We start from the raw sequence: 17,769 nt of genomic DNA, 5'->3' as shown, positions 1-17,769 counted from the left end.
CGGAGCATTTCTGGAACCGCGCGTCCCGAATCCGTCCTGACCTCCTCTAACGCGTTTGACGGGCCCCTGCACCCGCGCGAACGTGCGCGGGCATCGCCCGCTAGGGAGTGTTGGAGGAACAGTGTTCTTGCGTTCACGATCACGCCTGCGCGCCGCGGTCATCGCCGCGGCCGTGGGCGCCGGTGTCCTGGTGGCGGCCACCCCCGCCGCCGCGGCGCCGCTCGCGGGCACGCGCTCGTACCTGGTCATCACGGCGCCGGGCGCCACGAGCGGTGCCACGTCGGCGATCACGAGCAACAGCGGCACGGTCTGGGCCACGTACGACGCGATCGGCGTCATCGTCGCGCACTCGGGTGCGGCTGACTTCGCGAGCCGGATGCGTGCCGTCACCGGTGTGCAGAAGGTGGGCGCCACCCGCACGTCGGACATCCCGGCCGAGGCGGCCAGCCTGCCGTTCCCGGTCGAGCCGACGCGGGTCGGCCCGGCCACGTCCGAGCCCCTGCGCTCGGACATGACGCAGATCGGCGCCGACAAGGCGTGGGCGGTCAACCAGGGGTCGGCGACCGTGACGGTCGGCGTGCTCGACACCGGGGTCGACGACCTGCACGACGACCTCAAGGCGAACTTCGACGCGGCCAACTCCGCGTCCTGCGCCTACGGCAAGCTCGACACCCGCGCGGGTTCGTGGCGGGACACCGACACCCACGGCACGCACGTCGCGGGCACGATCGCGGCGGCCAAGAACGGGCGCGGCGTGGTCGGCGTGGCGCCGGGCGTGAAGATCGCCTCGGTGCGCATCGCGGAGAAGCCGTCCGGGTACTTCTTCCCCGAGAACACCATCTGCGCCATGGTCTTCTCCGGTGACCGCGGCTTCGAGGTGACCAACAACAGCTACTACACCGACCCGTGGCTGTTCAACTGCCCGGACAACGCCGACCAGGACGCCATCCTGGAGGGCGTGAAGCGCGCCGTGGCCTACGCCGAGGGCAAGGGCGTGCTGAACGTGGCCGCGGCGGGCAACGAGAACTACAACCTCGCGAACAAGACCCGCGACACCAAGAGCCCCAACGACTCCACTGTGGTCACGCGCAACGTCACCAACGCGTGCCTGAGCGTGCCGACCGAGGTGTCCGGCGTCGTCAGCGTCTCGTCGATCGGCTCGACCAACAGCAAGTCGTTGTTCTCCAACTACGGCACCGACAAGGTCCACGTCGCGGCGCCGGGTGAGAGGGTCTACTCGACCGTCCCCGGCGGCGGGTACGGCTCGAAGGACGGCACGTCGATGGCCGCCCCGCACGTCGCGGGTGTCGCCGCACTGCTGAAGTCGGTCAACCCCACGGCCACCCCGGCGCAGCTGCGTCAGCTGCTCGCCACCCAGGCCGACGACCTGAGCTGCACCGACACCCGGTGCTCCGGCACCACGGCGAAGAACAACTTCTTCGGCGAGGGCCGCGTCGACGCGTTCGCCGCGGTCGACACCGGCACGCCTCCCGGCAACTCGTTCGAGAACACCGCCGACGTCGCCATCCCGGACGCCGGCACGGCCGTGAGCAGCTCGATCACTGTCTCGGGTGTGGCGGGCAACGCCCCGGCCACGCTCAAGGTCGACGTCAACATCGTGCACACGTACCGCGGTGACCTGGTCATCGACCTGATCGCCCCGGACGGCACGGCGTACCGGCTGCAGAACTCGAGCAACGACAGCGCCGACAACGTCGTGCAGACGTTCACGGTCAACGCGTCGAGCGAGGTCGCGAACGGCACCTGGAAGTTGCAGGTGCAGGACGTCGCCCGCGTCGACACCGGCTACATCAACTCCTGGAAACTGACCTTCTGATGGCGTCGCCCGAACCTGATCGGGCGAGTTCGCGGTCAGCTCGGCCGACCTTCTGAGAACACCCACCTGATCGGCCGTCCATCGCGGGCGGCCGATCAGGCATATGGTGCGGAAGTGCTCGATACCCGCCAGCTGGAGGTGTTCGCGACCGTCGCCAGGACGGGCTCGTTCAGCGCGGCCGCACGGGAGCTGCACTGCACCCAGCCGGCGATCAGCCAGCAGATGCGGGCACTGGAACGGCACGTGGGCGGGCCGCTGTTCGTCCGCACCGGCCGCGGGCTGACTCTCACCGAGGCCGGCCGCATCCTCGCCGAGCGCGGCACCGCACTGCTGGACCAGCTGGCCGCGACGCACCAGCAGATCAGCGCGATCGCGATGCACGACATCGGTACCATCCGCATCTGCGCGTTCCCCAGCGCCAACGTCTCGCTCGTGCCGGTCGCGGCGGCCATTCTCGCGAAGGAACGTCCCCAGCTGCGGCTCGAACTGGTCGAGGAGGAGCCGCCGGAGTCGTTCGCCCTGCTCCGCAGCGGCACGGCCGACGTGGTGATCAGCTTCAGCTACCGCGGTGAGCCGCAGGACGAGGCCGCCGTCGCCGGGATGCTGCGCGTGCCGCTCATGCGGGAGCCGCTCGCGTTGCTGCTGCCGGCCGGGCATCGGCTCGCCGGTCGCGAACGGGTGTCGCTCGCCGAGACCGAGGGCGAACGCTGGATCGCCGGGTGCCCGCGCTGCCAGCGCGCCCTCCACGACGCCTGCGCCGAAGCCGGCTTCGCCCCCGACATCACCTGTTCCACCGACGACAACCTGGCCATCCAGAGTCTCGTCACCGCAGGGCTGGGCGTCGCGCTCGTGCCCCGGCTGCTGCTGTCGTTCCTGCAGCACCCCGGCCTGACCACGGTCGAGGTGGAGTCCAGCGCGGAACGGGAGACCGCCCTCTACACGTGGCCCGACCTGATCCGCCTGCCGCTGATGCGCGCCACGGTGGACGCCATGGTCACGGCGGCGGCCACCGCCTGACATAAGCACGACTTATACCCACCCAAGGAATGGGCCTCTTCTGCCCATAGATCACCGGGGTCATGGTTGCTGTCATGGGCAGCATCCGGACAACGCCGCGCGCGACCGACTCACCGGTACCCGGCCTGACCGTGGTCGCCGGTGGTGTCACCGTCGCGATGTTCGCCGCCTGGATGCTGCCCTCTGTCAGTGCGCTTACCGTGGCGGTGCTGCTCGGCGCTGTCGTGGCCAACGTCGTGCGTCTCCCCGCGTCGCTCAGCCCGGGGTTCAAGCTCGCCGGACGGCGGCTGCTGCGCCTCGGCATCGTGCTGCTCGGGCTGAAGCTCGTGGTCAGGGACGTGCTGGCACTCGGTTACGAGGTGCTGGCGCTGGCGGTCGTCGCCGTGGTGGTGACGTTCGCCGTGACGCGCTGGCTCGGCAGGGTGCTCGGCGTGGGCGAGGGGCTGTCGTTGCTGATCGCCACCGGGTTCTCGATCTGCGGCGCGTCGGCCGTCGCCGCCATGAACGGCGTGCGGGAGCAGGACGAGGAGGACGTCGCCAGGGCGCTCGGCCTCGTCACCCTCTTCGGCACCGTGGCGATGTTCAGCCTGCCCGCGCTGCACCCGCTCACCGGCCTGTCCCCCGCCGGCTACGGGGTGTGGGCAGGCGGAAGCGTCCACGAGGTCGCCCAGGTGGTCGCCGCCGCGGGACCGGTCACCGGCGCGCTCGCCATCGCGGTCGCGGTGAAGCTGACCAGGGTCGTGCTGCTGGCCCCGATGCTCGCCGCGGTGAGCATCAGCGAACGCCGCAGGTTCCCGGACGCCGGCAAGCGCCCGCCGATCGTGCCGTTGTTCGTCGTGGGATTCCTGGTCGCGGCCGCCGTGCGCGCCACTGACGTCCTGCCGGACGCGGTGCTGTCGCTCGCGACGTTCGTGGACAACCTGCTGCTGGCCGCCGGCATGTTCGCCCTGGGCACGGCCGTGCGCCTGCGCTCTCTCGTCCGCTCCGGCCTGCCCGCGCTGACGCTGGGCCTGCTGTCCACGGTCCTGATCGCCGCGGTGGCGCTGGCCGGCGCTCTGTTGATCACGTGACCCAGCGAAGGAGTCACCGCCATGCCTCGTCTGCTCTCCCCCACCGCCGCACTCCTGGTCGGCGACATCCGTGAAGCCGTGACCGCCGGAGGTGACGACGCCACCGTCGCCGCACGCGTCGCCAGGGCCCTGACCGGCCATCTCGCCGACCGCGGCCTGCTGGACCGCGACCACCGGGAACCCGACCCGAACCACTACCGCCAGCACGTCCTGCACGTCGAGCCGGACGGCAGCTTCTCGGTCGTCGCCCTGGTCTGGCTGCCGGGTCAGGAAACGTGCATCCACGACCACGTGTCGTGGTGTGTGGTCGGCACGTACGTCGGTGAAGAAGAAGAGACCACCTACCGGCTCGCGGGCAACGGGCTGATCCCGTTGCGGGTGAACCGGACCCCCGAAGGCGTGGCGTCGTACCTGGTGCCGCCGGGCGACATCCACAAGGTCCGCAACAACTCGTCGTCGGTGGCGATCTCGATCCACGTCTACGGAGCCGACATCGGCGTGCTCGGCACCAGCATCCGGCGCAGGTACGACCTTCCGGTCGTGCCCCGGCCACGTGACGAGAGCCATTAAGACGAACATCGGCCCGGCGGCTAACCAAGGTCCACGCTCGGAGCGATAGCACGGTCGTGGAACCCGATCTGTGGTCGACGGCCTCCGCGGCTCTCGGCGCGCACGAACACGACCAGGTGCTGGCCCGGCTGGCGGGCACGGTGGTACAGCCAGGCCAGACCGAGCGACTCGCCCGCGGCGAGCGCGACGTCGTGTACCTGCTGCCCGACCGGCTCGTGCTCGTGCGGCCCGCCCCCTTCTGGACGGGTTCCTACGAGCGAAAACAGGTCGTCCGCATCATGTTCGTCGCAGGTCACGTCCAGTTCGACCTGGCGGGCGGCGACAGCGTCGAGTTCTGGATCGACACCGCCCTCGCCGAGCCGGAACCGTTCGTCGAGCAGGCTCGGACCTGGCTCGCGCCGCGGAAGAGCTCGTCCGGTGGCGCCGTGATCGCGTTCGGCCTGGCGATCGTCGTCGCGTTGCTCTTCGTGACCGGACCGCTGGACCTGATGCCGCGGGACGACCGGCTCACCGTCCGTTCCACCTGCAGCGACTTCCTGCGCGTCGGCCTCGACGAACAGGTCGAGCTGCTGAGACGGCTCTTCGGTCAGGTCGGCAGACCCGACGAAGCGGACAAGCCGGCCACGCTCGACGCCTCCCGCCGGCACTGCGGCGAGCACGGCGGCGCCACGCTGGACTCACTCGTCACCGGGCGATGACACCCCGTTCGATCGCACCGGTCGCGAACTCGACGAGGCGCGCCGGCTTCACCCGGTTGCTGCGTGCGCCCTGCAGCAGCAGGCCGACAGACCCGACCAAGCCGACCACACGACGGCTCCCGCCAGTACTACGGCGAGCACGGCGGCGCCACGCTGGACTCACTCGTCACCGGGCGATGACACCCCGTTCGATCGCACCGGTCGCGAACTCGACGAGGCGCCCCGGCTTCACCCGGTTGCTGCGTGCGCCCTGCAGCAGCAGGTCGACAGACCCGACCAAGCCGACCAAGCCGACCACACGACGGTTCCCGCCAGTACTACGGCGAGCACGGCGGCGCCACGCTGGACTCACTCGTCACCGGGCGATGACACCCCGTTCGATCGCACCGGTCGCGAACTCGACGAGGCGCCCCGGCTTCACCCGGTTGCTGCGTGCGCCCTGCAGCAGCAGGTCGTCCGCCAGCCCGATCAGCGAGTCCCACACCCAGTGCGGCAGCGCCGGGTCGTCGATCAGCGTCTGGCCGCTCGCCGCCGCGGTCTCGCTCAGCGCCCTGGCGAGCGCCTTGATCGTCTTGCGGTAGTCCTGCGCGGACCCGGTGATCTCCTTGCCCCTGCGGCCGCCGGAGAGCACCTTCGCCTCCCATTGCGCCGCCGACCGCCCGAACCGCCGCCACAGCTCGGTGACCTGGGGCTCGATCTCGCGCAGCACACCCGCGATGCCGAGGCTCCTGTCGACGTTCGCGAGCGTGTGCTGCAGCTCGTCCAGCCGCCGTTCCATCAGCGCCGCGAACACGTCCTCCTTGCCGGAGAAGTACTGGTACACGGTGCCGGAACTGACGCCGGCGCCCACCGCGATCGCGCGCATGGTCAGACCCGCGTAGCCGCTCTGTTCGAGGATCAGCTCGGCCGACGACAGGATGTCCCGCCGCCTGCCTTCCGCGTCACCCCAGGCCGTTTGCTCGGTGCTCACAGCGGGATCCTAGGTTGAACAACGTTCAAAAGCATATTGAACGTTGTTCAGGTTCGTTGCTACCGTCGGTGCGTGGACCACCTCGACCGGCTCGAAGCCGACAGCGTCGACATCTTCCGCGAGGCGGTCGCGGAGAGCGAGCGACCGGTGTTGCTGTACTCGATCGGCAAGGACAGCTCGGTGCTGCTCCACTTGGCACGCAAGGCGTTCTACCCGTCGAAGCCGCCGTTTCCGTTGCTGCACGTAGACACGACGTGGAAGTTCCGGGAGATGATCGAGTTCCGCGACCGGACGGCCGCTGAGCTCGGGCTGGAGCTGATCGTGCACCGCAACCCGGAGTGCGTGGCGCTCGGCATCAACCCGTTCGACCACGGTTCCGCCCGGCACACCGACCTCTGGAAGACCCAGGGACTGCGCCAGGCGCTCGACGAGCACCGGTTCGACGTCGCGTTCGGCGGCGCGCGGCGGGACGAGGAAGCCTCCCGCGCCAAGGAAAGGGTGTTCTCGTTCCGGACCGCGCAGCACCAGTGGGATCCGAAGAACCAGCGGCCGGAGCTGTGGCGGCTCTACAACACGCGGGTCGCACCCGGCGAGAGCATCAGGGTGTTCCCGCTGTCCAACTGGACCGAGCTGGACGTGTGGCGGTACGTCGAGCGCGAGCGGATTCCCGTGGTGCCGCTGTACTTCGCCGCCCAGCGGCCGGTCGTCGACCGCGACGGCATGCTGATCATGGTCGACGACGACCGGATGCCGCTGTCCGAACCTCCGCGCCAGGAACTCGTCCGTTTCCGCACGTTGGGTTGCTATCCGCTGACCGGTGCGGTGCGCAGCGAGGCGCGGACGGTCGCGGAGATCGTCGAGGAGATGCGGGCCGCGACCACGTCCGAACGGCAGGGGCGGCTGATCGACCACGACCAGAGCGGGTCGATGGAGCGCAAGAAGCGGGAAGGCTACTTCTGATGGAACTTCTGCGGTTCATCACCTGCGGCAGCGTCGACGACGGCAAGAGCACGCTGATCGGCAGGCTGCTGTACGAGTCGAAGCTGCTGTACGCGGACCACCTCGCCGCGCTCGAAGCCGATTCCCGGCGGGTCGGGACGCGTGGCGGTGAGCTGGACTTCGCGCTGCTCGTGGACGGGCTTGCCGCCGAACGCGAGCAGGGCATCACGATCGACGTCGCGTACCGGTTCTTCTCCACGGAGGCGCGGAGGTTCATCGTCGCGGACACACCAGGGCATGAGCAGTACACGCGCAACATGGTCACCGGCGCGTCCACCGCCGATGCCGCGGTGATCCTGCTCGACGCGGGCAAAGGTGTGCTCAGCCAGACGCGCCGGCACGCCCGCATCGTGTCGTTGCTGGGCATTCGGCATGTCGCACTGGCCGTGAACAAGCTCGATCTCCTGAGCTACTCGCGGGAGGCGTTCGAGAAGGTGTGCTTCGAGTTCACGGAGTTCGCCGCCGACCTGGGTTTCGCGGAGATCACCTGTGTGCCGATGTCCGCGACCGAGGGCGTCAACGTGGTCGGGCACAGCGAGCTGACGCCCTGGTACGACGGGAAAACCCTGCTGCAGTGGCTGGAGTCGGTGGTCGTCACCCCCGAGGAGAACGGGCCGTCCCGGTTCCTCGTGCAGTGGGTGAACCGGCCGGACAGGACGTTCCGCGGCTTCTCCGGGCGGGTGCTGCGAGGGACTTTGCGCCAAGGCGATGAAGTCCGGGTGTTGCCCGGTGACCGTGCATCCACTGTGGAGCGGATCGTCACGATGGACGGCGACTTGACTGAGGCCCTCGCGGGATCGTCGGTCACGGTCGTGCTAGCCGACGACGTGGACGCGAGCCGCGGTGACTTGCTGGCCTCGGCAGCGGACCCGCCGAGGGTGGCCGACACGTTCCAGGCGCATCTGGTGTGGCTGAACGAGGCCGGCCTGTTGCCCGGCAGGCAGTACCTCGCCAAGATCGGCGCGCGCACCCACGGATTCACCGCCACGAAAGCTCTGCAGCTCAACGAGATCGGCGTCGACAGCGTGCACTTCGACGCGCCGGTGCCGTTCGAGAGCTACCGCACCAACCGCGACCTGGGCTCGTTCGTGGTGCTCGACCGGCTGACGAACGCCACGGTCGGCGCGGGGATGATCGATTTCGCGCTGCGGTCGCCGAACCTGCGCTGGCAGACGCTGACCGTGGACAAGCAGGCGCGGATCGAACGCAACGGGCACCGGCCGTGCGTGGTGTGGCTGACCGGCTTGTCCGGCGCGGGCAAGTCCACGATCGCCGACCTGGTCGAGAAGGCCCTGCACGCCGACGGCAGGCACACGTTCCTGCTGGACGGCGACAACGTCCGGCACGGGCTGAACTCCGACCTCGGCTTCAGCGACGCCGACCGCGTCGAGAACATCCGGCGCATCGCCGAAGTCGCCGCGCTGATGGTCGACGCCGGGCTGATCGTGCTCGTCTCGTTCATCTCGCCGTTCCGGGCCGAGCGGGCGCTGGCACGGAGCCTGGTCGCCGAAAACGAGTTCTGCGAGGTCTTCGTGGACACGCCCCTGGAGGTCGCCGAGCAGCGGGACCCGAAAGGCCTCTACGCACGGGCCCGGAGGGGCGAGCTGGCGAACTTCACCGGCATCGACTCGCCCTACGAACCACCGGAGAACCCCGAGGTGAGGCTCGACACCACGGCGCTGAGCCCCGAGCAGGCCGCCGAGGTCGTGGTGGCCAGACTGCGCGCGCTCGGCATCTGTTGAACGTTGTCCAGAATCCGGTATGTTCAGCTAGAACACGTTCTAAATTCGGGAGGGTTCCGTGCCGGATCAGGCGTGGTCGCAGTTCTGCCGGGCGCTGGAGAAGGCCGGTGAGGTGATCTGCGCGGACGGGGCACCGGACACCCCGCTCGACCGCGCGGAGGGCTACCGGTACCTCGCCAGGCTGACCCGCGAGATGCTGTACTCCTGCCTGGACAACGCCGATCCCGACTTCCCCCGGTTCCACCAGCTCGACCTGGTGAAGATCGGCGCGGACAACCCGGACAACGTCTACCTGTCCGCGAACATCCGCGGTGACCGCACCTACCGGATCACCGGGACACGCGGCAGCATCGCGTACTTCAGCATCGGCTCCAAGGCAAACCGGTACGCCAAGGACGGCACGATGGCGTCCACCGGCGAGCTGTCCGACGCCGACCTGGTGATCGAGCCGGACGGCACGGTGGAGATCATCGCGAGTGCGGTCCGCCAGGGCACCAACTGGCTTCCGCTGGCCCCGGACTCGACCGGCCTGGTGGTGCGCCAGACCTATCTCGACCGCACGACCGAACAGCCGGGCGAATGGCACGTCGAACAGATCGGCGGACCGGCCGAACCCGCGGAGCTCACCCCCGAGTTCCTGGCGAAGGCGCTGCAACGGGCGGCGCTGTCCGTGCACGGGACAGCGGCGACGTTCGCGCACTGGACGCGTACGTTCATGGCGCGCCCCAACGAGCTCCCCGACTTCGGCCAGGAGATGTTCCAGCGCGCCGGTGGCGATCCGGAGATCTTCTACCTGCACGGGTACTGGACGCTGCGCCCCGGCGAGGCGTGGGTGATCGAGACCGACGTGCCCGAGTGCCCGTACTGGAACTTCCAGCTCGGCAACTGGTGGATGGAGTCGCTCGACCACCACCGCAGGATCACCGTGAACAAGCACACCGCCGTCCTGGACGCGGACGGCCGGCTGACGATCGTGGTGGCGGAACGGGATCCGGGCGTCGCGAACTGGATCGACACGTGCGGGCACCGCTCCGGCACGGCGTTGCTGCGCTGGCTCGGCGCCTCCGAACACCCGATCCCCAAGTGCCGCGTGGTTTCCCTGGAGGAGATTCGATGACGGTCACGACCGCGCTGAACGTCCCGGAGCTGATGGACAAGGCCCGCGCGAAGACAGGGCTCTCGGACTTCGGTGACGACTGGTTCCGCGAACCGCTGGACGTGCTCGTGACGAGCCTCAACACCGAGGCCGCGCTGTCACCGCCGGGCTTCGAGCTGACCAGGCACCGGCTGACCGCGTTGCTCTGCGACCGGCTGCGGCTGCGCGCGTGGCAACGCGAACACCCGGCGGTGCTGGACGAGGAAGTGCGCGTGGCCGCGGAGATCTGCGGTCTGCCGCGCACCGGATCGACCCTGCTGCACCGTTTGCTGGCCGCGTCACCCCAGGTCACCTCGACGCTGTCGTGGGAGGTCGCCTACCCGATCCCGTTCCCGGGCGAGGGGCCGGACGCGGCGGTGCGCAAACGCCGCGCCCAGGAGCGCATGCAGATGTTCGCGCAGCTCTCCCCCGACTTCGGCGACCTGCACACGGTCGTGTGGGACGGGCCGGAGGAGGACGTGATCCTGCTCGACCGGACGTTCGTATCGATGAGCTACGACTCGTTCTACTGGGTGCCTTCGTACGGCGACTGGCTGCGCTCCGCCGATCAGTCGAAGGCCTACGCCGAGCTGCGCGAGTGGCTGCAGGTGTTGCAGTGGCAGAACCCCGCTCGCGCCGGACGCCCGTGGGTGCTCAAGTCACCCCACCACCTGACCGCGGTCGACACCGTGTTCGACACGTTCGCCGGCTGCAAGATCGTGATGACGCACCGCTCGCCCGCCAACGCCGTGCCGTCGTACGCCTCGATGGTGCGCGCGATGTCGTCGCAGTACAGCGAAAGCGTCGACCCGGTCCGCATCGGACAGTACTGGTCTCGCCGGTTCGCCAGGACGTTGCAGGACTTCGCCTCCGCCAGGGAGGCGCGCCCCGGCCGGTTCGTGGACGTGCGGTTCGCCGACACCGTCAGCAAACCCGTGGAGGTCGCCCGCAACGTGCTCGACGCGCTGGGCCTGCCCGCCGGCCCCGCCGACGACGCGGCGTTCGAGGCCTACCTGGCGCAGAACCGCACCGAACGGCACGGCTCACATTCCTACGCGCCAACGGACTTCGGGCTGTCCGAGGACCAGCTGCACCGCGACTTCGCCTTCTACTCGGAGGTCTACCTGTGATGCTGCAAGACGAGGTCGTGGTGGTCACCGGCGTCGGCCCCGGCCTGGGTTCGAAGCTCGCCACCCGCGCCGCCGCCGAGGGCGCGAAGGTCGTGATGGCCGCCCGCTCAGCCGACGTGATGAAGCAGGTGGAGAAGGACGTCACGGCGGCCGGTGGCGAGGCCGTCGGTGTGCAGTGCGACGTCCGCAGGCCCGAGGAGGTCGCGCACCTGGTCTCGACCGCGGTCGACCGGTTCGGGAAGATCACCGGGCTGGTGAACTCGGCGTTCGGGCATCCCGGTTTCTTCGACCTGCTGGAGACACCGGAGAAGGCGATCCGCCGGTCGATGGACATCATCCTGTACGGCGCGTTGAACGTGACTCGCGAAGTCGTGCCGCACATGAAGGCGGCCGGGCACGGTTCGATCGTCAACATCGGCACCATGACCACCCGCAAACCGATGCGCGGCGAGGCCGGTTACGCGGTGGCGAAGTCGGCCATGGCGACCGCTACCCAGTTCCTCGCGCTGGAACTCGGCCAGCACGGCATCCGCGCGAACCAGGCGATCATGGGGTGGCTCGACGGTCCGGGGGTGCGGTTCTACCTCAAGTTCACCGCGGAGTCGCGCGGGGTGAGCGAGCAGGACGTGTACGACGAGATCGCCTCGCGGAACCCTCTCGGCCGCATCCCGACCGACGAAGCCTGCGCGGGCGCGGTGCTGTTCCTGTTGTCCCGGTGCGCTTCCGAGGTCACCGGTGCGGTCCTGGACGTCAACGGCGGGGAGTACATGCCGGCATGAGCTACCTCATCGAGTCGGTCACCGTGGAGATCGAGGCACCCGCCGAGCTCGTCTGGGGCGTGCTGCTGGACTATCCGAACTATCCACAGTGGAATCCGTACACCCTGGCCGTGGACACGACCCTGGCCGTCGGCTCGCCGATCGACCTCACGCTGCCCAAGCCCGACGGGAGCGAGGGCACGTGGGTCAGCCGCGAGTACATCCGCGTCGTCGAGCCGCCGCGGTTGCTGCGCTACGACACCGGTGACACGTTCCCCGGCCTGCTCGGCACGCGCGACCAGGTGATCACCCCCCTCGGCCCCGGCCGGTGCAGCTACCGCACGTTCGAGACGTTCACCGGCGAGTACGCCGAGGCGGTGTTCGCGGCACAGGGCGAGTACGTCAAGAAGGGATTCGACTCGGTCGCGCACGCCCTGCGCGACCGGGTGCACGTCGTTCAGCTGGAACCTGACGGGTTTCCCGGCGGCTGAACCGAACCGGTCGCGACGACAGGCCAGTCCGCACTCGGATCCTTAGTGCTCACCGGTGTGGCGGGACCTGTTGCGCAACAAGGTCGTCGTGGTCGCCGCGGCGGGCAACCACGGGCGGCAAGACGCCGTCAAGGGCGTCGGGCAGAACAACCGGCCCGGCCTCCCCGCCGCCTGCGACGGAGTCATCGCCGTGGGGTCGGTGGGCAGGAACGGGGCCCCGTCCGACTTCAACCCGCGGGACGCCGAGTGGATCGACCTGTTCGAGCTCGGCGAGCAGGTGCTGAGCACCTCCGTGTGCGGAGGTGTCAAGTACACGGTGCCGATGGGCTGCATCGAACCGCCGAGCAACCCCGTCGTGTTCGAAGGAACCGCCCAGTGGACGGGCACCTCGTTCGCGGCGACGACCGTCGCCGGCAAGATCGCGGCAACGATGATCGCCACGGAGCAGTCCGCGTTCGACGCGGTCGGGGAACTGACGGGCGGACGCGAAGTCTGATTCGGCCGGTCCCGGCGACGAGTCGCCGGGACCGGCTGATTTCAGGCGGTCGAACACGGGCGAGCCGGGCTCCAGCCGGTGATCACCGAGATGAAGGGGAAATGAAGTCCAGGCGAACTTGATCAGCTGGTGTTGGATCACCCCTGATGACGTTTGTAACGTCGCAATCACGGGTCGCTCGACCCGACCGATCACACTGGGGTGCGATTTGCGTTACAGCAGAACGGTTTTCGCCGCACTGGCGGCTGTCGGTCTCACCGCGGCGATGGCTCCGCAGGCCAGCGCGGCGACCTACTACAACATCGTGAACTTCAAGAGCGAGAAGTGCATGTCCGTCGAGGGCGGCGGCAGCACCACCAACGGCGCCAACGTCATCCAGTGGAGCTGCAACGACGGCGGTGAGCAGCTCTGGTACTGGTCCGGCAGCCAGCTGAAGAACCGCAAGAGCGGCAAGTGCCTCTCGGTCTCGGGCGGCGGCAGCACGGCCAACGGCGCCGAGCTGATCCAGTGGACCTGCAACGGCGAGCCCGAGCAGTCCTGGGACCACCGCTCGAGCGGCTATCTGTACAACGGCAAGAGCGGCAAGGTCGCGTCGGTCTCCGGCGGCGGCAGCACCGCGAACGGCGCCAAGATCGTGCAGTGGTCGGCCAACGGCGGCGGCGAGCAAGGCTGGTACTTCGACGCCCGCATCATCGACGCCTGATCTCTCTCACCGGAACTGGGGCCACATCATGCTTCTCAACGCTGCCAAGAAAATCGGCGTCGTCGTCGCAACCGTCGCCGGTGCGATCGTCTTCGCCGCCTCCCCCGCGTCTGCCGCCCAGCAGTGCACCGACCTGCGCGGCCCGGAAGGCGGCACGCTGCCACTGTGCAAGTCGTGGGTCTGGGACGGCAACGACTACGACGGCAGGTGGTGGACCGACGGTCCGTCGTCGCTGCCCTCGCACACCTATCTGCAGCGCTCCGAGGACGGCTCGGTGAGGAACTCGAGCTTCTCGGGCAGCTACTCGGACGTCTCGAAGATCGCCTTCCGCCTCTGCGACAGCCTGAGCGGGCGTTGCTCCAGCTGGTGGTGATCTAGCGGCGCTCTCTCGCCGGCCAGGCGAGAGAGCGCCCGCCCACCGTCCACCATCCGAACAACACCACCGCCGCCACGCCCCCGTGCAGCACGGTGATCAGCGTGGCCTCTTTCAGCACGCCCATGAACACCCATCCGAACGACAGCAGCAGGAAACACGGCACCACACCGAGCTTTCCGGCACGCCACCCCCCGATCGCGAGCAGCACCGCGCCCACGATCGACCCCGCCGACGCCGCCACCGGAACCCGCCACAGCCCGTAGGAGAGGTCCACATAGGACTCCATCACGAACGATGCGGCCCGGTCCAGTCCCATCCGGTCGACCAGCACGAAGGCCGTCAGGTCGATGCCGGAGAAGTACAGCCGCGCGAACAGCGACGCCACCAGCACCGCTCCACCGGCGAAGGCGAGGCGGCCGCCGATCTCCCGCGCGAACACGATCACGGTGGCGCACAACAGGATCGACGCAAGGGCGAACAACGCGTACCCGGCCGTGACCAGCTCCGGCTGTCGCGCGTACGCGGCCAGTTGCCCTGGCGCGGCGAACGGTTCGGCGTCGAAGCGCGCCCGTTCCGCCACGGTGAACCCTGCCGTCTCCACCCCGAGATGCCGCACGAGCAGTGCGGCGAACCAGACCAGCGGACCGATCCCCAGTGCGAGAACCCTCATGCCCCGCAACGCTAGGAAGCCCGAGCGTTGCTCACATCGGACCACGGTCCGATGCGAGGGTGCGTAGTTGTACTGATGCCGCTGGCGCGGCCGGGCGAGCAAGCTCGAAGCATGACCGAACTCGACCGCGGCCGGGTCGCCGCGCTGGCAGGCTTCGCCGTCCCGGTGATCCTGCTCGTGTTGACCGTCGTCGCCTTCCTGCACGACTTCCTGGAGCCGATCGGCTGGCAGGGCGGCGAGTACGCGTACACGTTCGTCTGGATCGCCCTCGGCTCGGCGCTGGCAGGCGTGGCGGTCAGGACCGCCGCTCCGAACCCGTGGCGGTCGATCGGCTCGGGACTGGCCTGGGCGGGCGCGACCGGACTGGTGATCGTGGTGGTGCTGGTGACGGTGTTCCTCTGGGCGCTCGCCGGCTGGAACCCCGCCTGATCACCCGGCGGCGGCCTGAGAGAGGCAGCGCAGCACGAGGCTGAGCGTCGTGGCCAGCTGTTCGCGATGCCCGTCGAGTCCTGCCTGCGTGACGCCCTCGACCGAGGCCTGGGCGACGTCGTCGGTCGCCACCTTCAGCACGGCGCTCATGGCGGCGGCCTGGACCTTCACCTCGATCGCCGTGGGCGGCAGGTCCAGCCGCTTCGCGAGCACGTCCGCCAGCGCGTCCTCCGCCCGTTCGCGGAGCATGAGGTAGGCGGCGCGCAACGCGGGTTCGCCGTGGGTCAGCCGCACCACCTCGAGCACGGCCTCGACGTCCTCGTCGCTCGCCGAGTCCAGCACCGGCGTGTAGGCCTCGCGCAGGTGGTCGATCAGCTCCAGCTCCGGCGGCCACGCCCGCAGCACCACGCAGAACGCGTCGACCATCTTGGTGAGCAACGGCTCGACGCAGCTCTCCTTGTGCGGGAAGTAGCGCCAGAACGTGCGCTCGGAGACGCCGGCGGCCTGGGCGATCTGCTCCCCGGACGTCGCGGCGACGCCCTGCTCCGCGAACAACCGCACCGCGTGGCGCGAGATGTCGAGGCGCTGCCGCTGACGTTGCTCGTCGCTCACCGGCGGCCGTCCTCGGCGAGGCTTTTCGGTGGCAACGTCCGTCATCGGGCGATTTAAGCACGCCACCCGTCGAAACTTTTATGGCAGTGAGTGCCATAAAGCGCTACGGTCGGTGCATGAGCATTGACGCTGAGCGCCTGCAGCTGCCGCTGGCGAGGCCGAACGTCCTCGACCTCGCCCCTCTCTACGAAGTGCTGCGCCGAGAAGCTCCGATCGCGCCCGTCACGACACCGGCGGGTGACCCCGCCTGGCTCGTGACCCGGTACGAGGAGGTCCGTCTCCTGCTGGGCGACAAGCGCTTCGGCCGTTCCCACCCGGAACCGGAACGTGCGTCGCGCATCTCCACCGCCGCCGTGCAGGACGGGCCGACCGGCGAGTACGAGACGGAGGAGGCCGACCACGCGCGCATGCGCCGCCTGCTGACCCCGGCGTTCTCCGCCAAGCGCATGCGGATGCTGTCCGATCACATGGACCTGCTGGTCGACGGCTACCTGGACCAGCTGACCGCGGAGCACGATGCCGCCGGTGTGGTCGACCTGCACTCCGGGCTCGCGTTCCCGTTGCCCGTGGCCATGATCTGCCAGCTCCTCGGCGTGCCGGAGGCCGACCACGAGCTCTTCGCCTCGCTGTCCGAGCGCATGGCCGGTACCGCGATCGGCGAGGAGGCCCACCAGGCCCGTGAGGAGTTCTTCCGCTACATGGTGGGACTCGTCGAGACCAAGCGCCCGCAGCTCGGCGAGGACGTGATCTCCGACCTGATCCGTGCCCAGAGCGAGGACCCGTCGTACGACTACGCGGAAATGGTCCGGCTCTGCGTCGGGTTGTTGTTCGCGGGCCACGAGACGACCGTCAACCGCATCGGCCTCGGCGTGCTGTTCCTGATGACCAACCGCGAACGCTGGGACGAGCTGGTCGCCGACCCGGAGGGCCACGTCGACGCCGTGGTCGAGGAGATCATGCGCCTGGGCGCGCCCGGCGACCTCGGCCTGCTGCGGTACGCGCGCGAGGACGTCGACATCGCCGGCGTGACGATCCGCCGCGGCGACGCGCTGGTCCTGTCGATCAACGCGGCCAACCGCGACGCCTCGGTCTACTCCGACGCCGAGACCTTCAACCCGGACCGTCCGGAAAGGACACACCTCGGGTTCGGCCACGGCGCCCACTTCTGCATCGGCGCGTCGCTCGCCCGCACGGAACTGCGCGTCGTGTTCTCCGCGCTGGCCCGCCGCCTGCCCGCGTTGCGCCTGGCCAAGGACATCGACCAGCTGCAGGTCCGCGCCACGCTCACCGGTGGTGTCGCCGAGCTGCCCGTCACCTGGAGGTAGACGTGAAGGTCGTGGTTGACCAGGAGAAGTGCGTCGGGTCCGGCCAGTGCGTGCTGGCCGCGGACGACGTGTTCGACCAGCGGGACTCCGACGGGCTGGTGGACCTGCTGGACGCAAGCCCGCCCCAGGCCCGCTCGGCTGACGTGCGGCACGCGGCGGCGGTGTGCCCGGCAGGGGCGATCCTGGTGGAGGACTGACTGCGGGGCGCGCCGCGTGCGGTCAGTCGACGAAGTACGAGTCGTGCTTGAGGCGGAACGCGGTGAGATCCTCCTTCGCGACGCTGCTCAGCTTCTCGAAGTACTCCTCACGCGGCGCGCCCGGCGTGAACAGCAACAACATCTCGGCCGGTGCGTCGGAGTCGTTGCGGAAGGCGTGCAGACCGCCCTGCGGCACGTGCAGGAAGTCGCCTTGCTCCGCGTCGATCCACTTGTCGCCGTTGTAGAGGCGCACGGTGCCGTTGAGGATGAAGAACGACTCCGAGATCGTGCGGTGGAAGTGCGTGCTCGGCCCGCCCGCCTTCGGCCTCATGACGACCCGGTAGAGCCCGAACTCGCCGCGCGTGGTCTCGGTGGTCGCCAGGTAGTGGATGCCGTGCTCGGGCCGGCCGGTGTCGACGGGGGTGCTCGCCGGGCGGAAGTTCGCATTGACCTCGCCGGTCTCGCCGAAGTACACCTTCTCGGGATAGGACACGCTGCTGATCCTCTCGTCGGGTTCCTGCCTACTTGACCAAATCGCGGGCGC

The 17,769-nt window shown here is 69.2% G+C and carries 23 protein-coding genes; 17 read left to right on the top strand and 6 right to left on the bottom strand.

Features of this window, described 5'->3' with window-relative positions; translation table 11 throughout:
• The first annotated feature begins 121 nt into the window (after positions 1–121).
• The 5 genes from C8D87_RS21705 (at position 122) to C8D87_RS21685 (ending at position 5,192) form a co-directional block, all read left to right on the top strand.
• Positions 122–1,837, top strand: coding sequence for a S8 family peptidase (locus C8D87_RS21705; RefSeq protein WP_112228110.1), 1,716 nt, complete (start codon positions 122–124; stop codon positions 1,835–1,837).
• Positions 1,838–1,951: 114 nt separating this feature from the next.
• Entirely contained in the window at positions 1,952–2,854 is a 903-nt protein-coding gene (locus C8D87_RS21700) for a LysR family transcriptional regulator (RefSeq protein ID WP_211337463.1), read from the top strand.
• Positions 2,855–2,928: 74 nt separating this feature from the next.
• The gene (locus C8D87_RS21695) at positions 2,929–3,924 is read left to right on the top strand and encodes a YeiH family protein (protein ID WP_215732414.1); all 996 of its coding nucleotides are present in this window, start codon (positions 2,929–2,931) and stop codon (positions 3,922–3,924) included.
• 21 nt (positions 3,925–3,945) lie between these two features.
• A complete protein-coding gene (locus C8D87_RS21690; RefSeq protein WP_112228108.1) occupies positions 3,946–4,494 on the top strand; it encodes a cysteine dioxygenase family protein in 549 nt (182 codons plus the stop codon).
• A gap of 56 nt (positions 4,495–4,550) precedes the next feature.
• Complete coding sequence (locus C8D87_RS21685; RefSeq protein ID WP_112228107.1) at positions 4,551–5,192, top strand: hypothetical protein; 642 nt, start codon at positions 4,551–4,553, stop codon at positions 5,190–5,192.
• Here C8D87_RS21685 and C8D87_RS48645 read toward each other — a convergent pair.
• Genes C8D87_RS48645 through C8D87_RS21680 form a run of 3 tightly spaced genes read right to left on the bottom strand, consistent with a single transcriptional unit; the run spans position 5,179 to position 6,162 of the window.
• Positions 5,179–5,301 (bottom strand): hypothetical protein, encoded by a 123-nt coding sequence (locus C8D87_RS48645; RefSeq protein WP_267899877.1) that lies wholly within the window; start codon positions 5,299–5,301, stop codon positions 5,179–5,181. The genes C8D87_RS21685 and C8D87_RS48645 overlap by 14 nt on opposite strands.
• A gap of 57 nt (positions 5,302–5,358) precedes the next feature.
• Positions 5,359–5,490: a hypothetical protein gene (locus C8D87_RS48640; RefSeq protein ID WP_267899876.1), complete on the bottom strand. Its 132-nt coding sequence runs from the start codon at positions 5,488–5,490 to the stop codon at positions 5,359–5,361.
• A 57-nt stretch (positions 5,491–5,547) separates the two neighbouring features.
• A complete protein-coding gene (locus tag C8D87_RS21680) occupies positions 5,548–6,162 on the bottom strand; it encodes a TetR/AcrR family transcriptional regulator (RefSeq protein WP_112228106.1) in 615 nt (204 codons plus the stop codon).
• Between the two features lie 72 nt (positions 6,163–6,234).
• Here C8D87_RS21680 and cysD point away from each other — a divergent pair, with 72 nt between their 5' ends.
• The 9 genes from cysD (at position 6,235) to C8D87_RS21635 (ending at position 13,989) form a co-directional block, all read left to right on the top strand.
• Positions 6,235–7,122, top strand: a complete 888-nt coding sequence (gene cysD / locus C8D87_RS21675) for a sulfate adenylyltransferase subunit CysD (protein ID WP_109638507.1) — start codon at positions 6,235–6,237, stop codon at positions 7,120–7,122.
• Positions 7,122–8,903 (top strand): adenylyl-sulfate kinase, encoded by a 1,782-nt coding sequence (gene cysC, locus C8D87_RS21670; RefSeq protein WP_112228105.1) that lies wholly within the window; start codon positions 7,122–7,124, stop codon positions 8,901–8,903. The genes cysD and cysC overlap by 1 nt, the downstream gene beginning before the upstream one ends.
• Before the next feature lie 58 nt (positions 8,904–8,961).
• Positions 8,962–10,020: a DUF1214 domain-containing protein gene (locus tag C8D87_RS21665; RefSeq protein ID WP_215732412.1), complete on the top strand. Its 1,059-nt coding sequence runs from the start codon at positions 8,962–8,964 to the stop codon at positions 10,018–10,020.
• A complete protein-coding gene (locus C8D87_RS21660) occupies positions 10,017–11,168 on the top strand; it encodes a sulfotransferase family protein (RefSeq protein WP_112228103.1) in 1,152 nt (383 codons plus the stop codon). Before C8D87_RS21665 ends, C8D87_RS21660 begins: the two co-directional genes overlap by 4 nt.
• Entirely contained in the window at positions 11,168–11,947 is a 780-nt protein-coding gene (locus C8D87_RS21655; RefSeq protein WP_112228275.1) for an SDR family oxidoreductase, read from the top strand. The genes C8D87_RS21660 and C8D87_RS21655 overlap by 1 nt, the downstream gene beginning before the upstream one ends.
• Entirely contained in the window at positions 11,944–12,417 is a 474-nt protein-coding gene (locus C8D87_RS21650; RefSeq protein WP_112228102.1) for an SRPBCC domain-containing protein, read from the top strand. Before C8D87_RS21655 ends, C8D87_RS21650 begins: the two co-directional genes overlap by 4 nt.
• 55 nt (positions 12,418–12,472) lie before the next feature.
• On the top strand, positions 12,473–12,913 hold the full coding sequence (locus tag C8D87_RS21645) for a S8 family serine peptidase (RefSeq protein WP_112228101.1): 441 nt from the start codon (positions 12,473–12,475) through the stop codon (positions 12,911–12,913).
• A 208-nt stretch (positions 12,914–13,121) separates the two neighbouring features.
• Positions 13,122–13,616 carry an RICIN domain-containing protein gene (locus C8D87_RS21640; RefSeq protein WP_112228100.1) on the top strand — a complete coding sequence of 165 codons (495 nt, stop codon included), beginning with the start codon at positions 13,122–13,124 and terminating at the stop codon, positions 13,614–13,616.
• A gap of 28 nt (positions 13,617–13,644) precedes the next feature.
• On the top strand, positions 13,645–13,989 hold the full coding sequence (locus C8D87_RS21635) for a hypothetical protein (RefSeq protein ID WP_112228099.1): 345 nt from the start codon (positions 13,645–13,647) through the stop codon (positions 13,987–13,989).
• 1 nt (position 13,990) lies between these two features.
• Here C8D87_RS21635 and C8D87_RS21630 read toward each other — a convergent pair whose 3' ends face one another.
• The gene (locus C8D87_RS21630; RefSeq protein ID WP_112228098.1) at positions 13,991–14,662 is read right to left on the bottom strand and encodes a hypothetical protein; all 672 of its coding nucleotides are present in this window, start codon (positions 14,660–14,662) and stop codon (positions 13,991–13,993) included.
• Positions 14,663–14,773: 111 nt separating this feature from the next.
• Here C8D87_RS21630 and C8D87_RS21625 point away from each other — a divergent pair, with 111 nt between their 5' ends.
• Positions 14,774–15,091, top strand: coding sequence for a hypothetical protein (locus C8D87_RS21625; protein ID WP_112228097.1), 318 nt, complete (start codon positions 14,774–14,776; stop codon positions 15,089–15,091).
• Here C8D87_RS21625 and C8D87_RS21620 read toward each other — a convergent pair whose 3' ends face one another.
• The gene (locus C8D87_RS21620; RefSeq protein ID WP_109638495.1) at positions 15,092–15,703 is read right to left on the bottom strand and encodes a TetR family transcriptional regulator; all 612 of its coding nucleotides are present in this window, start codon (positions 15,701–15,703) and stop codon (positions 15,092–15,094) included.
• A 116-nt stretch (positions 15,704–15,819) separates the two neighbouring features.
• On the opposite strand from C8D87_RS21620, the gene C8D87_RS21615 reads away from it, so the two are divergent.
• Both C8D87_RS21615 and C8D87_RS21610 read left to right on the top strand, forming a co-directional pair.
• Complete coding sequence (locus tag C8D87_RS21615) at positions 15,820–17,028, top strand: cytochrome P450 (RefSeq protein WP_112228096.1); 1,209 nt, start codon at positions 15,820–15,822, stop codon at positions 17,026–17,028.
• A gap of 2 nt (positions 17,029–17,030) precedes the next feature.
• Entirely contained in the window at positions 17,031–17,225 is a 195-nt protein-coding gene (locus tag C8D87_RS21610) for a ferredoxin (protein WP_109638493.1), read from the top strand.
• A gap of 22 nt (positions 17,226–17,247) precedes the next feature.
• Here the strand turns inward: C8D87_RS21610 and C8D87_RS21605 are convergent, their stop codons facing one another.
• A complete protein-coding gene (locus C8D87_RS21605) occupies positions 17,248–17,718 on the bottom strand; it encodes a cupin domain-containing protein (RefSeq protein WP_109638492.1) in 471 nt (156 codons plus the stop codon).
• Between the last annotated feature and the right edge of the window lie 51 nt (positions 17,719–17,769).

This window comes from Lentzea atacamensis, from assembly GCF_003269295.1.
Taxonomy (GTDB): Bacteria; Actinomycetota; Actinomycetes; order Mycobacteriales; family Pseudonocardiaceae; genus Lentzea; species Lentzea atacamensis.
Note: the sequence above shows the minus strand (reverse complement) of the source record. Positions and strands in the feature narration are given on the sequence as shown.